This is a genomic window from Sediminibacterium salmoneum NBRC 103935, from assembly GCF_000511175.1.
GTDB classification, from domain to species: Bacteria; Bacteroidota; Bacteroidia; order Chitinophagales; family Chitinophagaceae; genus Sediminibacterium; species Sediminibacterium salmoneum.
Map to the genome: position 1 here is coordinate 704,906 of NZ_KI866530.1, position 17,951 is coordinate 722,856.

General features: G+C 39.9%; 14 protein-coding genes. 7 read left to right on the plus strand and 7 right to left on the minus strand.

Going from position 1 to position 17,951, the window contains the following annotated elements:
- The first annotated feature begins 33 nt into the window (after nucleotides 1-33).
- The gene (locus P767_RS0103495; protein ID WP_026751973.1) at nucleotides 34-543 is read left to right on the plus strand and encodes a UpxY family transcription antiterminator; all 510 of its coding nucleotides are present in this window, start codon (nucleotides 34-36) and stop codon (nucleotides 541-543) included.
- Nucleotides 544-551: 8 nt separating this feature from the next.
- Here the strand turns inward: P767_RS0103495 and mtaB are convergent, their stop codons facing one another.
- Nucleotides 552-1,829 (minus strand): tRNA (N(6)-L-threonylcarbamoyladenosine(37)-C(2))-methylthiotransferase MtaB, encoded by a 1,278-nt coding sequence (gene mtaB, locus P767_RS0103500; RefSeq protein ID WP_026763423.1) that lies wholly within the window; start codon nucleotides 1,827-1,829, stop codon nucleotides 552-554.
- Nucleotides 1,830-2,013: 184 nt separating this feature from the next.
- Between mtaB and P767_RS18765 the strand changes: the two genes are divergently transcribed.
- The 3 genes from P767_RS18765 to P767_RS0103515 all read left to right on the plus strand — a co-directional run bounded on the left by P767_RS18765 (nucleotide 2,014) and on the right by P767_RS0103515 (nucleotide 7,998).
- Nucleotides 2,014-5,256: a glycosyltransferase family 117 protein gene (locus P767_RS18765; RefSeq protein ID WP_051417395.1), complete on the plus strand. Its 3,243-nt coding sequence runs from the start codon at nucleotides 2,014-2,016 to the stop codon at nucleotides 5,254-5,256.
- A gap of 96 nt (nucleotides 5,257-5,352) precedes the next feature.
- A complete protein-coding gene (locus tag P767_RS0103510) occupies nucleotides 5,353-6,450 on the plus strand; it encodes a vWA domain-containing protein (protein ID WP_026763424.1) in 1,098 nt (365 codons plus the stop codon).
- Nucleotides 6,451-7,998, plus strand: a complete 1,548-nt coding sequence (locus P767_RS0103515; RefSeq protein ID WP_026763425.1) for a sigma 54-interacting transcriptional regulator — start codon at nucleotides 6,451-6,453, stop codon at nucleotides 7,996-7,998.
- Here P767_RS0103515 and P767_RS0103520 read toward each other — a convergent pair.
- Both P767_RS0103520 and glmM read right to left on the minus strand, forming a co-directional pair.
- Nucleotides 7,995-9,122 carry a cysteine desulfurase family protein gene (locus P767_RS0103520; RefSeq protein WP_026763426.1) on the minus strand — a complete coding sequence of 376 codons (1,128 nt, stop codon included), beginning with the start codon at nucleotides 9,120-9,122 and terminating at the stop codon, nucleotides 7,995-7,997. The genes P767_RS0103515 and P767_RS0103520 overlap by 4 nt on opposite strands.
- 11 nt (nucleotides 9,123-9,133) lie before the next feature.
- A complete protein-coding gene (glmM, locus tag P767_RS0103525; protein ID WP_026763427.1) occupies nucleotides 9,134-10,522 on the minus strand; it encodes a phosphoglucosamine mutase in 1,389 nt (462 codons plus the stop codon).
- An 83-nt stretch (nucleotides 10,523-10,605) separates the two neighbouring features.
- Here glmM and P767_RS0103530 point away from each other — a divergent pair, with 83 nt between their 5' ends.
- On the plus strand, nucleotides 10,606-11,352 hold the full coding sequence (locus P767_RS0103530) for a class I SAM-dependent methyltransferase (protein WP_026763428.1): 747 nt from the start codon (nucleotides 10,606-10,608) through the stop codon (nucleotides 11,350-11,352).
- Nucleotides 11,353-11,356: 4 nt separating this feature from the next.
- Here the strand turns inward: P767_RS0103530 and P767_RS0103535 are convergent, their stop codons facing one another.
- On the minus strand, nucleotides 11,357-12,433 hold the full coding sequence (locus tag P767_RS0103535) for a tryptophan 2,3-dioxygenase family protein (protein ID WP_026763429.1): 1,077 nt from the start codon (nucleotides 12,431-12,433) through the stop codon (nucleotides 11,357-11,359).
- A 67-nt stretch (nucleotides 12,434-12,500) separates the two neighbouring features.
- Between P767_RS0103535 and pyrF the strand changes: the two genes are divergently transcribed.
- The gene (gene pyrF, locus P767_RS0103540) at nucleotides 12,501-13,361 is read left to right on the plus strand and encodes an orotidine-5'-phosphate decarboxylase (RefSeq protein ID WP_026763430.1); all 861 of its coding nucleotides are present in this window, start codon (nucleotides 12,501-12,503) and stop codon (nucleotides 13,359-13,361) included.
- 4 nt (nucleotides 13,362-13,365) lie between these two features.
- Here the strand turns inward: pyrF and P767_RS15635 are convergent, their stop codons facing one another.
- The 3 genes from P767_RS15635 to kynU all read right to left on the minus strand — a co-directional run bounded on the left by P767_RS15635 (nucleotide 13,366) and on the right by kynU (nucleotide 15,238).
- Entirely contained in the window at nucleotides 13,366-13,974 is a 609-nt protein-coding gene (locus P767_RS15635) for an SGNH/GDSL hydrolase family protein (RefSeq protein WP_037351600.1), read from the minus strand.
- Nucleotides 13,974-14,312 carry a kynureninase/PvdN C-terminal domain-containing protein gene (locus P767_RS18625; protein ID WP_216593196.1) on the minus strand — a complete coding sequence of 113 codons (339 nt, stop codon included), beginning with the start codon at nucleotides 14,310-14,312 and terminating at the stop codon, nucleotides 13,974-13,976. The genes P767_RS15635 and P767_RS18625 overlap by 1 nt, the downstream gene beginning before the upstream one ends.
- A gap of 68 nt (nucleotides 14,313-14,380) precedes the next feature.
- Nucleotides 14,381-15,238, minus strand: a complete 858-nt coding sequence (kynU, locus tag P767_RS15640; protein ID WP_216593197.1) for a kynureninase — start codon at nucleotides 15,236-15,238, stop codon at nucleotides 14,381-14,383.
- Nucleotides 15,239-15,345: 107 nt separating this feature from the next.
- Between kynU and P767_RS0103555 the strand changes: the two genes are divergently transcribed.
- On the plus strand, nucleotides 15,346-17,844 hold the full coding sequence (locus P767_RS0103555; protein ID WP_026763431.1) for a S9 family peptidase: 2,499 nt from the start codon (nucleotides 15,346-15,348) through the stop codon (nucleotides 17,842-17,844).
- Nucleotides 17,845-17,951: the final 107 nt, after the last annotated feature.

Consider the following 17,951-nt stretch of genomic DNA (forward strand, 5'->3'; position numbering starts at 1 on the left):
TTAGCTTAACAGGTAGTACGATTCAGAGAGAAAATGGAAAATAAACTAACAAAAAAGTGGTACGCCATTTATACCAAGCCAAGGTGGGAAAAGAAAATAGATTCTGTTTTAATCAGAAAGGGAATTGAAAGCTGGTGTCCGTTGCAGAAAGTGGAAAGGCAATGGTCGGATAGAAAGAAAATAATAGAGGAGCCTCTATTTAAATCTTATGTTTTTGTTAGAATTGATGATACAGAACGCTCTAAAGTGCTAATGACCGATGGGGCTTTGAATTTTGTTTATTATCTGGGTAAGCCGGCAGTTATTAAAGATGAGGAAGTAGAAAATATTAAACTATACCTGGCAGAAAAAGATGCTAAGATTACCATTATATCCGACGAAGGTTTCTCTAGTGGTGACCTGGTAAAAGTAAATTACGGCGTATTCATGGATCAGGAAGGAACCGTAGTCAGAGGTGGCAGGAAAAAAGTCTATGTTCAATTGCAAGGTCTGGGACAGGTAATGATTGTAGAATTTCCCGCAACTTTTCTTACAGTAAAATAAAGGCAACCCTATAAATTCCAGTCTACAATCTGATTGGCCCATTCTGCTCTATAGGGAGTGCTTACTCTGATATAATTGTCAGTATACCCCTCCATCATTCCTTCTTTGTTATAAGCCTCAAATAAAACAGGTCTTTTAGTACCACCATGTTGCTGAGTAAAATACTGCAGTTTCATGTACGACAAATTCCGAAGTGTTTTATTTCTTTCATTCCTTACAGATACAGGCACAACGGGCTTAATTTCCAGGGCTTTGGTATTGTCTCTTTCTGAATAGGTAAATACATGCAGATATGAGACGTCCAGTGAATGGATAAAGTCAAAGGTTTCTTTAAAATCTTCATCCGTTTCTCCCGGAAAACCAACAATTACATCCACTCCAATGGCTGCATGTGGCATCAATTGTTTTATTAGCGCTACTTTTTCTGCGTATAATGACCGTTTGTATCTTCTTCTCATTAAACCCAGTATTCTGTCTGATCCGCTTTGAAGTGGAATATGAAAATGAGGCATGAACTGGTCGCTTTTTGCAACCCATTCAATCAGCTCATTGGTGATTAGATTCGGTTCAATGGAAGATATTCTGAAGCGTTCTATTCCTTTTACTTCGTCCAATGCTTTTACCAGGTCGGTAAAACTTTCCTGATGTATTTTGTCTCCGTCTGGTCCTTTTCCAAAGTCGCCCAGATTAACACCGGTAAGAACAATTTCCTTTACGCCATCAGCAGATAAACGCTCTGCATTTTTAATAACATTGGCAATACTATCACTTCTGCTCTTACCCCTGGCCATAGGAATGGTGCAAAAGGAACAGTTGTAATCGCAACCATCCTGCACTTTTAAAAAGGTACGGGTACGGTCATTTTGTGAAAAGGAAGCATTGAAGCCGCTTACTTCACTAATATCACAACTGCAAATTTTGGCAGGGTCATTGGTTTTAGTCAGATTTCCAATATGTTCTGCTATATTGAATTTTTCAGCTGCTCCCAATACCAGATCTACTCCCGGGATGCTGGCAATTTCCTTGGGTTTTAACTGAGCATAGCATCCAGTAATAATTACAAAACTCTCCGGTGCCTTGCGCTGGATTCTTCTAACAATCTGGCGACATTCCTTATCGGCATTATCAGTAACAGAACAGGTATTAATTACATATACATCTGCTACCTCTTCAAAGTCCTTCTTTTCAAATCCTTCCTTCTCCATTAACCGACTTAGGGTGGAGGTTTCTGAAAAATTAAGCTTACAGCCCAGGGTGTGAAATGCTACTGTTTGTTTTTGATTCATGCCGGCGCAAAGTTAAGACAGGCTTTTGAAATTACCGCTTTACAATTCAAAGGCAGCAAGCGCCATTCAAATTCATAGGATTACAGGTGTAAAAACTTTCTTAAAATGGCCGAATCCCCTCAATGTATTTCAATTTTCACCTATAATAAGTTATGTTTGCCAGTCTTTAAAAACCAAAACAAATATGCAGTTTAACAAGATTAATAACATTATTGGCTGGGTGGTTTTTGCTATTGCCAGCATGGTTTATACACTTACTGCGGAAGCGGGCGGTAGCTTATGGGATTGTGGTGAGTTTGTGAGCAGCTGTTTTAAACTTCAGATACCCCATCCTCCGGGTGCCCCATTATTTGTTATTCTGGGTAGAATTTTCATTATTCTTTTTGGAGATGATCCAATGAGTGCAGCCAAGGCAGTGAATATGATGAGTGCAATGGCTAGTGCATTTACCATTCTTTTTCTTTTCTGGACCATTACTCATTTTGCCCGCAGAATCATAGGGGTAAAAACTTCAGATACCATTAGCAGTTATCAAATCTGGAGCATTATGGGGGCCGGTGTTGTGGGTGCTTTGGCCTATACTTTCAGTGATTCATTCTGGTACAGTGCTGTTGAAGGTGAAGTGTATGCACTTTCTTCTTTCTTTACAGCTATTGTATTCTGGGCCATTTTAAAATGGGAGAATCATGCAGATGAGCCGGGTGCAGACCGCTGGATTGTATTTATTTTCTTTATGATGGGATTGTCTATTGGCGTTCACTTATTGAACCTCTTAACCATTCCCGCAATTGTTATGGTTTATTATTTCAAGAAGCGTGAAAGTTTCAATTATTCCCTGATCCGTTCCTGGTTTATTAAATTGGTTATCATCGGAGGGGTATTGGCATTCTTCGGAGCATTGGTTAGTGCCGCATCAGAAGCCACTGATAATGTGGGTATGGATGGTACCGTTGCCGGACTAATGATTTTAGCCACGCTTCTTGGTGTAGGATTCCTGTACCTGATTGAAAAATGGAAGCCTGAGCAAAAAGCTTATTTCGGTGGCGTTTATATATTCTTTGTAATTGGCTGTATTATTACCGGAGTTGTTCAGGTGGGTGTTATTCAATATTCCATTAAACTGGCAGGATCTTTTGATCGCTGGATGGTGAATGGAGCTGGAATGCCTTTCTTTACCGGATTTACTTTGTTCTTTGTTATAGTTGCTGCCCTTTTATGGCAGGGATTAAGGGTTGCTGCAAAAAGAGCATGGCCTTATTTAACACTGGCTATCTGGTGTATTAGTTTCATGTTTATTGGTTACAGTACTTACTTAACCACCATGATTCGCAGTAGTGCCAATCCTTCGGTTGACATGTATAATGTAGACAATCCAATGAGTTTGGTGGGTTACCTGGGAAGGGAACAGTATGGTGATTTTCCATTATTATATGGTCAGAAGTTTACCGCTCAACCGGTAGACTTGAGAAATACGGGCATGCGTTATCAGAAAGCCCGTGATAAGTATATTGAAGTAGGTCAGGATAAGAAATATGTTTACAATGCAGAAGATAAAATGGTATTCCCCAGGGTTTGGGATGCCAGTGATGATCAGTATCATGCCTATTATTATTCTGCTTTTTTAAATATTCCCAAGCTTAAAGATGGCACTTATGAAAGAGCACCCAATCAGGTAGACAACGTGAAGTTTTTTGTTGGCTATCAGGTATACTGGATGTATTTCCGTTATTTCATGTGGAATTTTTCTGGTAAGCAAAATGATATTCAGGGCGTTTATACCGGAAACGTTAGAGATGGCAACTGGATTACCGGCATCCCATTGGTTGATAATTTAATTTATGGAGATCAGTCACAGTTACCTGACTCTCTTAAGAATAATAAGGCCAATAACAAACTATTTGCATTGCCTTTTATTTTGGGTATCCTGGGCTTTGTTTATCATAGAAAGAAAAGAGGAGACGATGCGTTCTCCAATTTGTTAATGTTTTTCTTCACTGGTTTTGCTATTGTGTTGTATCTGAATCAGGCGGGTAATCAGCCACGTGAACGTGACTATGCTTATGTGGGAAGCTTCTATGCTTTTGCCGTTTGGATTGGATTAGGGGTAATGGCGGTTGCTTCCTATATGGAAAAGAAATTAAAGCCCGCAATGGCGGCCAGTCTGGCAACCCTTATTTGTCTCCTGGCTGTTCCGGCTTTGATGGCACAGCAGGAGTGGGATGACCACGACAGAAGCAAAAAAGTGTTGGCCAGAGATCTGGCAAAAGATTATCTGGAAAGTTGCGCTCCCAATGCAATCCTGTTCACTTTTGGAGACAATGATACCTATCCATTATGGTATGCGCAGGAAGTGGAAGGAATACGTCCTGATATTCGCGTAATCAACTACAGTTTACTGGGTATTGACTGGTATATTAATCAGCTTCGCTATAAAGTAAACCAGAGTGATCCCATAGATGTAATCTGGTCTGCTGAACAAATTGAAGGCGGTAAAAGAGATTATGCTTTATACAGACCCAAGCCCAATATTCCGGAAGACCGTTATTATGATTTATATGATTTAATGAAAAATTATGTAGGTAGTGACGACCCGGTGAATATGGAAGACAGAGGAAATGGGGAAGCTTTGAGTACTTTCCCGGTTCGTAAATTCTCTGTTCCTGTGAACGCTGCTGATGTGGTGGCTAACAAAACAGTAAATGCAAACGACAGCGTAGTTGCTGAACTAAGATTTGAATTGCCAAAAGGTTCTATGATGAAGAACGATATGGCCGTTTTAAATATCATAGCAGCCAATAAATGGAAACGTCCAATATACTTTACCAATCCACAGGTGGATCTTGGCTTTGATGAGTTCCTGAGAAGAGATGGATTAAGCCATCGTCTGGTTCCGGTTCAGGGTTCTAAAGTAAATACAGACTGGATGATGTCGAAAGCAATGAATGTATTTGTTGCAGGAAATGCCAATGTAAAAGGGGTTTACTTTGATGAAGAAAACAGAAGACACTTAAATAGCATCCGCACTGCCTATACAGAATTGGCTATTGACCTTGCTTCAAAAGGAAGAAAAGAAGACGCCAGAAAAGCTTTACAGAAAGTGGATCAGTTGATGGACGAAGAAAACTTCCCTTACGGAATGGTTAGCAGAGGTAATATGCACAACAGAAACTCATTAATGTTCCTGGAAGCCTGCTATATGGCAGAAGACAAGGCGTTGATTGAGAAGGTTTCCAAATCTGTTGGGAAGGATTTGCAACAGCAGATTAAGTACTACAATTCATTAACCGGCAGAAAAGCGGAAATGATGGAAGATGAAAAACGCATGGCAGAAGGGTATATGGAAGGAATGGAAAGAATGAAGTCCGTCTATAATCCGGCCATTCAGATTCCGGGTAAATTGATGGCCCCAAGAGATACCAGTAAATAAATTCAGATACCATATAACGTCCCGAAATTTCGGGACGTTTTTTTATTCTGATGTAAATGCTTGAACTTAACAGGCTGAAAACTGTTAATTGAATTTATGATTGGGTACCAGTTTTTTTCCTATAATCCTTCACAGAACGAACAGTCCAAATTCGATCAGCTGTTGCATATCTTTTCCCAACTGTTGGTTTATACCAATGGAAGTGCAGAAGAATCCCTGAGCTGGATGAATGAACTCGACAAACAATACCATTTTACCGATGATGAATATGGGATGGGTGATTTCATTGAAGATTTAAAAAAGAATGGGTACCTGAAAGAGAACGAAGCCGATGGCAGTTTTCAGATAACCGCCAAGTCCGAACAAACCATTCGCAAGAAAAGCCTGGAAGAAATTTTCGGAAAATTAAAGAAGGCAGACAAAGGGAATCACTCCACATTCAAGACGGGGCAGGGAGACGAAGCCAGTGCCGATACCCGCCCTTTTCAGTTTGGTGACATGCTGGAACAGATTGATTTTACGGAAAGCATCAGAAACGCACAAATTAACAGGGGGGTAGAATCCTTTTCCATGCAGGAAGACGATTTACAAATTCGGGAATCTGATTTCAAAACACAGACTTCCACTGTGCTGATGATTGATATATCCCATTCCATGATTTTATATGGGGAAGACAGAATTACACCAGCTAAGAAAGTTGCCATGGCGCTTTGTGAGCTGATTACTACCCGCTATCCCAAAGACACTATTGATATTGTTGTTTTCGGGAATGATGCCTGGAGTATTGAAATTAAAGACCTGCCTTACTTAACAGTAGGGCCTTATCATACCAATACGGTTGCAGGCCTGGAACTGGCGATGGATTTATTGAGAAGAAGAAAGAATCCTAATAAGCAGATTTTTATGATTACAGATGGTAAACCAACCTGTCTGAAAATAGGAAATCAATATTACAAAAACAGCTTTGGGCTGGACAGAAAAGTAGTGAACCGATGCATTAATCTGGCAGCACAATGTAAGAAGCTCAAGATTCCGATTACTACTTTTATGATAGCATCAGACCCTTATCTGCAGCAGTTTGTAGAAGAATTTACAGAAATGAATAATGGTAAAGCCTATTTTGCTTCATTGGATAAACTGGGTTCATTTATATTCAAGGATTTTGAAAGTGGCAAAAGAAAAAATGTATTCTAAATGAAAAAGAACAAAGTAGTAAAGTATACTGATATTTTTACACTGGGGCAATTAAAAGCAAGTGGTTACCAGTCCAAATCGGTGAAGCAGGAAATCAGAGATAACCTGATTCAGCAAATTCGTGAGAAGGCAAATCCTTTTGAAGGTATAATAGGTTACGAAGACACGGTAATACCAGATACAGAAAGAGCCATACTAAGTCAGCATAATATCTTGTTTCTGGGGTTAAGAGGTCAGGCGAAAACCAGAATGGCCCGTCAGATGACTTCTTTGCTGGATGAATTTATTCCAGTGATTGCCGGTTCTGAAATTAATGACGATCCCTTGCAGCCCATGAGCAGGTATGCCCTGGACATCATTGCCGAGCGCGGAGATGAAACACCTATTGAATGGATACACCGCAGCAAACGTTATGGAGAAAAACTGGCCACGCCGGATGTGAGTGTGGCAGATTTAATCGGCGATATTGATCCCATTAAAGCAGCCAATTTAAAATTGAGTTTTTCCGATGAGAAAGTAATCCATTACGGCATTATACCCAGAAGTAACAGAGGGATTTTCGTCATCAATGAATTGCCCGATTTACAGGCCCGTATTCAGGTTGCATTATTTAATATTTTACAGGAGGGTGATATTCAGATACGTGGTTTCAAATTGAGAATGCCACTGGATATTGTTTTTATATTCACCGCCAATCCGGAAGATTATACGAATAGAGGAAGTATTGTTACGCCATTAAAAGACAGGATTGAAAGTCAGATTCTTACCCATTATCCCAAACAAATTGAAGATTCGCTGGCGATTACAGAACAGGAAGCCAATATACTTCCAGTACAGAAAGACAAAATTGCCATTAGTGATTTAGTAAAAAGAATTATTGAGCAGGTAGCATTTGAAGCCCGATCCAATGAATACGTAGACAGAAAGAGCGGGGTAAGCGCAAGGCTTACTATTGCAGCGTATGAAAATGCCGTAAGTGCAGCGGAAAGAAGGTTATTAATAAATCAGGAAGAGAAAACACAGATTTGGATCAGTGACCTGGTTGGAATTATTCCTGCAATCACCGGAAAAATTGAACTGGTATATGAAGGAGAGCAGGAGGGGCCTTATCAGGTAGCGGTTAACCTGATTGAAAAATCGATGCGCCATTTGTTTGTTCAGTATTTTCCCAATCCCGAAACCAGCAAAAAAAGAAAGCCATCCGGCAAAAAGTCTGTAGAAGAAGCACCGGTTCCTGATAATCCTTATAAGGCCATTACCCGATGGTTTAACAATGGAAACCACCTGGAACTATTAAACGACCTGAACGATCAGCAAAAGATCGAAACCCTTTATCAGGTGGAAGGATTATATGCACTGGTGAAAAAGCATTATCCATTAGCCAATATGCAGGAAAATGCCCTACTCATGGAATTTATATTGCATGGCCTGGCCGCTTACTCTCTGATCAGCAAAAAATCAATTGATGGCAAAATCAGCTTCAACGATTTAATGGGTAGTATGATGAATTTTGGTCAGCTTGAATCCGAAGAGGAAGATGATTTTTAAATCAGTTCCTTTAGTTTGGCAATGACCTGATCAATTTCAGCCCTGGTATTGTGTTTGCTAAAACTGAAACGAACAGTTACCTGATTCGGATTGTTGTTAATGGCCCTTATTACATGTGAACCCTGATCAGCACCGCTGGTACAGGCGCTTCCTCCGCTGGCACAGATATTATTGATGTCCAGATTAAACAGAATCATTTCGCTTTTTTCTGTTTTAGGGAAACTAACACTCAATACTGCATACAGGGATTTTCCGGTTGGGTCACCGTTAAATGATACACCGGCAATCTGCTTTTGCAGTTGCTCCATCATGTATATTTTTAAGCCGGTAATATACTGACTATCGTTTTCATAATGTGTAGTAGCCAGTTCCAGGGCTTTGGCAAATCCAATAATACCATATAGGTTTTCTGTGCCGGCTCTCATATTTCTTTCCTGGCTGCCCCCGTGAACAAAGGGTTTAATCTTTACATTTTCATTAATGTATAACATTCCAACACCCTTTGGGCCATGAAATTTATGACCAGCACCTGTAATGAAATGAACGGGGGTATTTCTTAAATCAAATGGAAAGTGACCCACTGTTTGTACTGTGTCGCTGTGGAAGATAGCCTGGTATTTTTTGCAAAGATTGCCAACTGCATGCAGGTCAATCATATTGCCAATTTCATTGTTGGCGTGCATTAGTGTTACCAAACATTTTTCTTCGCTTTCTGCCAGCAGTTTTTCCAGATCTTCCAGGTCTACATGTCCGTTCGGTAGCAATTTTACATAGCTTAAAGCCGCTTCACCATTGTGATATAAGTATTCAACCGTATGGGTAGTGGCATGGTGTTCAATTTGGGAACTGATGATATGCTTACAACCTAAGTCTCTAACGGAAGCGGTGATGGCTGTATTGCTGCTTTCGGTACCGCCACTCGTAAAAAAGATTTCAGCAGGATGTGCATTTAAAATTTTTGCAACGGATTTTCTGGCATTCTCAATGGCCATTCTGGACTCTCTTCCATAAGAGTAAATGGAAGAAGGATTACCAAAATACTTTGTAAGGTAGGGCATCATGGCCTCTAAAACTTCGGGATCCAAAGCGGTGGTGGCTGCATTGTCCAGATAAATTCTTTCCATTGTTTTTGTTTTTATTTTCCTGCTGCTTCTTTAATGTCTTTCATCAATTGTTTGGCAATATTATTGGCAACGGTTTCACTGTTACTTTCCGCATAAATACGAATAATTGGTTCGGTATTACTGCTTCTTAAATGTACCCAATCATTGTCAAATTCAATTTTGAGTCCATCTTCCTCATTAATTGGATGTTTGCTGTACTTCTCTTTAATTGTATGAAAAATGGAACTTAAATCAACGCCGGCAGTCAGTTCAATTTTATTTTTACTCATAAAATAGTCCGGATAGCTATTTCTTAACTGCTTAACTGTTTTTTTCTCTAAAGCCAGATGCGTCAGAAACAGGGCTATTCCAATTAAAGCATCTCTTCCGTAATGCAAATCAGGAACAATAATCCCTCCGTTTCCTTCCCCGCCAATAACCGCATTTACCGCTTTCATTTTGGTAACAACATTTACTTCGCCTACTGCACTTGCGGTATATTCTCCACCATGTTTGATGGTAATATCTTTCAGTGCGCGTGTGCTGCTCATATTGCTTACTGTATTGCCTTTTCTGTGCTTTAAAATATAATCTGCAACAGCTACCAGTGTGTATTCTTCCCCAAACAAACTGCCGTCTTCGCAAACAAAACAAAGCCTGTCCACATCCGGATCCACAGCAATCCCCAACGATGCTTTTTGTTTGGTTACTTCGTTGCAAAGATCTCTCAGGTGTTCGGGAAGTGGTTCAGGGTTATGCGCAAACTGCCCGTTAACTTCTGCATTCAGAACCGTGTATTTCTTTACGCCCAGTGCATCCAGTAATGCCGGAACAGCTATTGCACCAGAACTGTTGATGGCATCAATTACAATGGAGAAATTGGCTGCTGCAATGGCATCCTTGTTAACCAGTGGGTAGTTAACACAAGCGTCAATATGTTGCTGAAGTAAATCTGTTCCAGGAGTTATGGTGCCCAATTCATCTACTTTAGCGTAGCTGAATGCTTCATTTTGTGCAATTTCCAGCAATTGTTTCCCTTCTGCTCCACTAATAAATTCGCCATGCTCATTTAATAATTTTAAGGCATTCCATTCTTTGGGATTGTGACTGGCCGTTAATATAATCCCTCCAACTGCTTTTTCCATCACTACTGCCATTTCTACGGTTGGCGTGGTACTTAAACCAAGATCAACCACTTCAAACCCTAATGCTATCAGTGTATTGGAAACAAGTCCCTGTACCATTGAACCACTGATTCTGCCATCCCTGCCAATGACTATTTTTTTATTCCCGGGATTTGCATTTTTTAACATAGTGCCATAGGCAGATGTAAATTTTACAATATCCAGCGGGCTAAGGGTATCGCCCGGTTTACCCCCAATTGTTCCTCTGATGCCCGAAATGCTCTTTATTAATGCCATAATGTATCTCTTAAAACGGCCGCGAATATAATTCAAATTTTTTGTATGGCTTGGTACACTAACTTTGCCGTTTAAACATCAATATGGCAGACAAAGCATGGTTTAAAGATTGGTTCAATTCGCCATACTATCATTTATTATATCAGCACAGAGATGAGGCAGAGGCAGAACAGTTTATCAGAACTTTAATCGCCTATTTAAACCCGTCTGTGGGTTCGAGGGTACTTGATATTGCCTGTGGAAAAGGAAGACATAGTATGGTGCTGGCCAATCTTGGTTTTGATGTAACTGGCATAGATCTTTCAGAAGCTTCTATAGAAGAGGCCAAAGCATCAGAATCTGAACAACTTCATTTTTATCAGCATGATATGCGGAAATTATTTCGCATTAACTACTTTGATTTTGCTTTTAATTTTTTTACCAGTTTTGGATATTTTAAGACCAGGAGGGAGCACGACAATGCCATACGTATGATGGCAGATAGCGTAAAAGTGAAAGGGAAACTGGTGATTGATTATATGAATGTTCACTACGTTGAACAACAATTGGTGCCCAGTTCACAGGTTGAAGTAAACGATGTGAAATTTCATATAACCAAATGGCAAACAGAAACCCATTTTCTAAAGCAGATTCAGATAACAGATAAGGATCATTTACAGCCCATGCATCTTTATACTGAAAAAGTAGCCAAATTTACTTTAGGTGATTTTACAGAAATGCTGAGCTATCATCATATGCAGGTTACCGAAGTTTTCGGAGACTACCAGTTGGGAAATTATGATGTAAAGCATTCTCCCAGAATGGTGATGGTTGCCCAGAAATTAAAATAAGTAACTAGAGATTGAATCCCAGGTAACGAATCAGGCCTTCCGGTAGCTTCGGAAGTTTTCTTCTTTCAATCAAATAAGTAGATAAGCCAGATAAGTCTCTGTAAACGTAGTGCTTATTCAAAGCTCCCTCTAGGTAACCGGCTCCGGATGTGTTTCCTGTTCCAACCCGCATGCCAATCATTCTTCTTACCATGATTAAGTGTTTGTGTCTCCAGTTGCTCATCAGGTGATCAATTTCAATCAGCGAATCCAGTATCTGATAAGATGTCTGAAATACAGGGAAGTCTCTGTAGAGCATGATAAATAGGGCAGAACGCATGGCTGCAGCACTGAAACTGGTACTGAGCATTTCTTTCTGTTCATTGCTTAAATCAGAAGGATACAATTGAAAGAATATAGCGTCAAAATCAACCGATTTGTTTTTCTCTCTTTCAGAAAGGCCATTTACATAAATGTCGCGGTATTCTTTCCAGAATGGATGATTTCCGGGAAGACTTTCACTCGTCTGTTCCCAGTAAGTAGGGTTAAAGAAAGGCATCCTTTCCAGCCAGTCATTTACCAGTTGGAGTAGATTTTTATTTTCTTCGGTTTGATTGATGTCCTGAAAATCCTTTTGGGTGAATCCCCCTTCATTGGTTCTTTTATAATAATCCTTCTGATGTCTTTTTTCCAGCACCAATCCCAGTCTGGCTTCAATTAAACGGAACTGTTTGCTCTGAAAACCGGAGGATGGAGTGAGTAAATTTCTGAATGCAAGAAAATCCATTGGGGTCATGGTATCCAGAATACTTACCTGCTGATTTAATAATTCAAGGATTTTGATGATTCGCTTGAACCTATGTCTGACAAGGTTTAAATCTTCTGAATTGTCATTGATTTTTTCTTTTTTAAATACGTCCATGCAATAGTCCATCTCAAAAAGGATCTGCTTGAACCATAGTTCATATGCCTGATGAATAATGATGAACAACATTTCATCATGCGCAGGTTCATTACCAGCTTCAAAACTTACCGGATACTGACTTTCAATAATTTTATCAAGCTGCAGATAGCTGCCGTAATACATGGGTTCTTTTTCCATTTTCAATCGTTAGGATTCAAATATAGCTTCATTCAACCAATTCAAAAAGAACCATTAATTTCGTTGTATGACTATCTCATCCCTCATACAGCATATTCAGGAAAAACAATCTTATCTCTGTGTAGGATTGGATACAGATTTACAAAAAATCCCGGCTCATTTAAAAGACCAACCCGATGCAATGCTTAAGTTTAATAAAGCCATCATTGATGCAACTTTAGCGCATTGTGTGAGTTATAAAATCAATACTGCTTTCTATGAAGCAATGGGATTGAAAGGATGGGAGATTATGCAGGAAACCCTGGCTTATATACCCAAGTCTCATTTTACTATTGCAGATGCAAAGCGTGGGGATATTGGAAATACGTCTACGCAATATGCCAGGGCTTTTTTTGAAGCAATGGATTTTGATGCCATAACGGTTGCACCATATATGGGTGAAGATAGTATTCGTCCTTTTTTGGAATACGAAAACAAAGTAACGATTGTATTGGGCCTGACTTCCAATGCAGGAAGCAACGATTTTCAACAATTGATTCTGGAGGAATATGATGAATCCCTAACAATGGTACCCCATATTACGCAGGGGGCAGTAAGCAAAAGATTATATGAGCATGTTATTGGACGTGTTGCAAGCTGGGGATCTCCGGAAAACTTAATGTTCGTTGTGGGTGCCACACAGGCTACTGAATTTGAAAATATACGGGATATCATACCTGAACATTTTCTGTTGGTTCCGGGAGTAGGTGCACAGGGAGGAAGCCTGGAAGCAGTTAGTAAATTCGGATTAAATAAAGACGCAGGATTGCTGGTAAACGCCAGCAGGGCTATCATTTATGCATCAGAAGGAGAAGACTTTGCCAATAAAGCCAGTTCTGTTGCTAAAGCATACCAGGAGGAAATGGCTGTTTATCTGGGCAACTGTTAAAATTTTACTTCAACGCCTGTTGTATGGATTCAGACAGTTTTTTTGCCCAGATCATATGTGTTTCAAAAGAGAAATGAAGACCATCTGAAGCAATAGCCTGCAGGTTTGATGAAAAAGCCCTCGTTTCTGTTGTGATTTCAATGAATGGCGTCTGAAATTGTTTAGCGGTTTGTTTACAAACCATATTGAATGCGTCAATTTCTCTGGCAATTTGTTCCTTGTTTTTATCAGCCGCCAAAGGCGTACATCCCCAGTCAGGGATAGATAGAATAAATACGCGTTCATTTTTACCCGCAGCAAAATGAATGGCTTTTTTTACCAGGAATTCAAAATCATTCAAAAAATTATCCAGGGAAAGATTTCTGTATTGATTATTAACTCCTATCAGAAGAGTAACAAAATCGTAATGTTGATTTAAGTGCGTATGAAGTAAATGTTCCGCCAGTTCGGTACTTGTCCATCCGGTTTTGGCTACCATTTCCGGGGCATGCATGGCTATTTTTTCCTGTCTCAACAATTGGGTTGTTATGTAAGGAAAGGACTGATAAATGGGTACAGATTCTCCTATTGTATAAGAATCCCCCAGTGCCAGATAGCTATGTATATGCTGCATTAAAAGTTGTTTTTTAATATTTCATAAAAACGAAACACATCCGTAAATCCGCAGTAAAGAGGAGCAGGGGCAACCCTGATTACACCTGGTTCCCGATAATCTACAATGATGCCGCTTTCAATCATTTTGCTATGAATTTCCTTTCCTCTTTCCTTAAAGTAAAGGGATAATTGTGCCCCTCGTTGTGCAGGGTCGGCCGGGGTGATGATTTCAAAATTAATATTGGTTAGTTGCTGCAACAGATAAGCTAAATAATTAGTCAATACAATACTTTTCTCCCTTAATGCATGTATACCAGCTTTGTCTATCAATTCCAGGGAAGCTTTCAGGGCTGTCATATTGAATACCTGTGCAGTGCTGATATTCCATCCACTTGCGTCTTTTTTGGAATGAATCCTTTTCCTATTTAAAGTCGGGTTGACTCCTCATTGCCCCACCATCCGGCTAATCGATTCATGGATGGGTTATCAAGATGAGATTCATGAATAAAATATCCGCCGGTTGCACCGGGACCTGCATTCAGGTATTTGTAACTACACCAGGCGGCAAAATCAACGTTCCAGTCATGAAGTGCCAGTGGAATATTACCTGTAACATGAGCAAGATCAAAGCCTGCAATAGCACCTGCTTCATGTGTTGCTTTTGTAATAGATGCTAAATCAAAAAACTGACCTGTATAATAATTGATGCCCCCAAACAAAACCATAGCCAGCTCATCCCCGGTGGCCTTAATGGTCTCGGTAATTTGCTGAGTGGTCAGGGTTTTTGCTCCATCTTTAGGGTGAATTTCAACAATGACTTCATCCGGATTCAAACCAAAATGACGAACCAGGGTTTCAACTGCATATTGATCAGAAGGAAATGCCCCTGCTTCCATAATGATTTTGAAACGCTTGGCTGTAGGCTTGTAAAAACTAAGCATTAATAAGTGAAGATTCACTGTAAGGCCATTCATGGCACTTACTTCTTTTTCTTTTGCTCCTACCAGTCTGGACAAAGCAGGTTTTAAATACTCCTGATAATAGAGCCATGGATTGGTGCCATTAAAATAACCGCCGACTGCCATTTCTTTCCAGGTTGTCAATTCTGTTTCAAATGCATTTGCAACATTTTTGGGTTGCAGGCCCAGTGAATTTCCGCAAAAATAAATAACGTCTTTACCCTGGTGTTGAGGAAAATGAAACTCTTTTCGGAATGGATTCAGTGGATCTTTAAGATCCATTTCGGTAGCATAAGCATTTGTTGCCTGAAAGGGATGGTGCATTGTCCTTTTTTACCGCAAAGTAAAGCTATCCGCCGATTATTTGATAAATGGTTTATTATTAATCGGGTAAAGAGTTAATTTGGGTACCCAAAACCAATTATACGAATATGAGACTATTTCAATTCTTAGTGGTATTGCTTATTAGCAGTAATCTATTGGCACAACAAACGCCAGTAACCAAGGCCAATTATGAATTGGCTGCCAGGTTTTCCCCCAACAAAGTTCAGAAAATGGTATTTAGCCTGAATGTAGACCCGCATTGGCTTAAGAAATCGGATCGTTTCTGGTATATGTATGAAACCAGTGAAGGAAAGAAATGGTATATTGTTGATGCAGCGAAGAGCGAGAAAAAATTATTGTTCGACAATGCAGTAATGGCTGCTAAGCTTACCCGCATTACAGATGATCCAATGGATGCACAGCATCTTAACATTGATAGCATGAAGTTTATCCGTGATGAAAACTGGATCAGCTTTGAAGTAAAGACTACAAAAGATGTAGTTAAAAAAGATACAGCTGCTAAAAAAGGAACTCCTCCGGTAATGGAGAAAAAAGTTTTCTATTTTGAATACAATATCAACAGCGGCGAACTGGTACAAATTACCGATCCGGTAAAAACCAAACGCAAACCCATGTGGGCAAGTATAGCTCCTGACAGTACCATTGTTATTTTCGGACGCAATAATAATTTGTGGTCAATGGACTGGGCCAGTTATAAAAAAGCCCTGGTGAACGACAAGGATTCTACCATTGTAGAAACACAGCTTACCAAAGATGGGGTTGAAAATTTTGGCTATCATAACAATGGTAACGGCGAAACCAATGTAGAAAAGGAGAAGAATAAAGGTATCAGAAGACCTGCTTTCATTTTATGGTCACCCGACTCAAAATATTTTGTAGTTAACATAACCGATAACCGACGTGTTAAGGATTTATGGGTTATCAACAGTATTGCTGATCCAAGACCCACATTGGAAACCTATAAATACTGGATGCCAGGAGAGAAAGAGTCTCCTGTTGAATACATGCGTTTATTTGAAGTGGCAACCAGGTCAATGAAGGAAATCAATACAGGCATGTACAAAGATCAAACGGTAAATGCCTGGAGTTCACCTGCCAAAGTCAGTAGCAGAGATGATGAAGGAAGACCCAATACCTGGTTGGGAACTGCTGATAAGTTTTATTTCAGCAGAACCAGCCGTGACCTTAAGAAAATTGATATTGGTGTGGTAGATGTAAAATCAGCAACTGCTAAAACCCTGATTCAGGAACAAATGAACACTTATGTTGAAATCAGAAGAATAGGATTGGTAAACGAAGGAAAGGAATTGATTCAATGGAGTGAAGACGACGGATGGGGACATTTTTATTTATATGATGAAAATGGCAAACTGAAGAATCAAATTACATCCGGCCCATGGCATGCAGAAGACATTTTGGCCATTGATGAAAAAGCACGCGTGTTGTATTTTTCTGCAAACGGAAAAGAAGCGGGTGAAAATCCGTATTACCTGCATGCATATCGTGTAAACTTTGATGGTACCGGACTTAAACTATTAAATCCCGGTGACTTTGACCACAATGCTTCTATGGACGACAACAAGCGTTACCTGGTGAATAATTTCTCCAGAGTAAATACAATACCAAAATCGGTTTTATTGGCTGCCGACGGCAGAAAGATTATGGATTTGGAAACTGCAGACCTGAGCAACCTGTTTGCAGCAGGATATAAGTTCCCTGAAATTTTCAAGGCCAAGGCCGACGATGGAATTACCGATTTGTACGGAGTAATGTACAAGCCTTTTGATTTTGACAGTACAAAGAAATATCCAATTGTAGAATATGTGTATCCGGGTCCACAGACTGAAGCGGTGAATACCAGCTTTAGCAGGGGCTTCGACAGAACCGATCGTCTGGCTCAGATTGGAGTGGTTGTAATCACTTTAGGAAACAGAGGCGGACATCCGAGCAGAAGCAAGTGGTATCACAATTATGGCTATGGCAACCTGAGAGATTATGGTTTGGCAGACAAAAAGGCGGTTGCTGAACAACTGGCTGACAGACATAAATTCCTCGACATCAATCGTGTGGGTATTCATGGTCACTCAGGTGGAGGTTTCATGAGTACTGCAGCCATCCTTGTATATCCTGACTTCTTTAAAGTGGCAGTTTCTTCTGCAGGTAATCACGATAATGCCATTTACAACAGATGGTGGAGTGAGAAGCACCACGGTGTTAAAGAAATCATTAGCGAAAAAGGGGATACCACTTTCCAATATAATATCGATAAAAATCCTGAGCTGGCTAAAAACCTGAAAGGAAAATTGATGTTATTCCATGGTGAAATTGATAACAATGTACATCCTGCAAATACCATGAGAGTTGCCAACGCTTTAATTAAAGCCAACAAGCGTTTCGATATGAAACTATTGCCAACTCAAAGACATGGTTTTGGGGATATGACTGAATATTTCTTCTGGGGTATGAGCGACTATTTTGCCAAGTACCTGATTGGAGATCATACAGAGCGTCCGGTTGATCTGGAAGAAATGAACCGCGATATACCACAGAACAATAAAGCTGGCGGTAGCGGAAGAAGACAATAATTTCGCACACTGTATAAAAAAATCCCCGATTGAATTCAGTCGGGGATTTTTTGTTGATGGCATTCAGATACCCGTATCCTAACCCTTATTCAAAACTTTTTTAGGCA

What these genes read in the sequence shown, in the direction of transcription:
- kynU (WP_216593197.1), bottom strand. Translation starts at nt 15,238, where the DNA reads ATGCACCATCCCTTTCAGGCAACAAATGCTTATGCTACCGAAATGGAT.
- P767_RS0103555 (WP_026763431.1), top strand. Translation starts at nt 15,346, where the DNA reads ATGAGACTATTTCAATTCTTAGTGGTATTGCTTATTAGCAGTAATCTA.
- P767_RS18765 (WP_051417395.1), top strand. Translation starts at nt 2,014, where the DNA reads ATGCAGTTTAACAAGATTAATAACATTATTGGCTGGGTGGTTTTTGCT.
- mtaB (WP_026763423.1), bottom strand. Translation starts at nt 1,829, where the DNA reads ATGAATCAAAAACAAACAGTAGCATTTCACACCCTGGGCTGTAAGCTT.
- P767_RS15635 (WP_037351600.1), bottom strand. Translation starts at nt 13,974, where the DNA reads ATGCAGCATATACATAGCTATCTGGCACTGGGGGATTCTTATACAATA.
- P767_RS0103520 (WP_026763426.1), bottom strand. Translation starts at nt 9,122, where the DNA reads ATGGAAAGAATTTATCTGGACAATGCAGCCACCACCGCTTTGGATCCC.
- pyrF (WP_026763430.1), top strand. Translation starts at nt 12,501, where the DNA reads ATGACTATCTCATCCCTCATACAGCATATTCAGGAAAAACAATCTTAT.
- P767_RS0103530 (WP_026763428.1), top strand. Translation starts at nt 10,606, where the DNA reads ATGGCAGACAAAGCATGGTTTAAAGATTGGTTCAATTCGCCATACTAT.
- P767_RS18625 (WP_216593196.1), bottom strand. Translation starts at nt 14,312, where the DNA reads ATGACAGCCCTGAAAGCTTCCCTGGAATTGATAGACAAAGCTGGTATA.
- P767_RS0103495 (WP_026751973.1), top strand. Translation starts at nt 34, where the DNA reads ATGGAAAATAAACTAACAAAAAAGTGGTACGCCATTTATACCAAGCCA.
- P767_RS0103510 (WP_026763424.1), top strand. Translation starts at nt 5,353, where the DNA reads ATGATTGGGTACCAGTTTTTTTCCTATAATCCTTCACAGAACGAACAG.
- glmM (WP_026763427.1), bottom strand. Translation starts at nt 10,522, where the DNA reads ATGGCATTAATAAAGAGCATTTCGGGCATCAGAGGAACAATTGGGGGT.
- P767_RS0103535 (WP_026763429.1), bottom strand. Translation starts at nt 12,433, where the DNA reads ATGGAAAAAGAACCCATGTATTACGGCAGCTATCTGCAGCTTGATAAA.
- P767_RS0103515 (WP_026763425.1), top strand. Translation starts at nt 6,451, where the DNA reads ATGAAAAAGAACAAAGTAGTAAAGTATACTGATATTTTTACACTGGGG.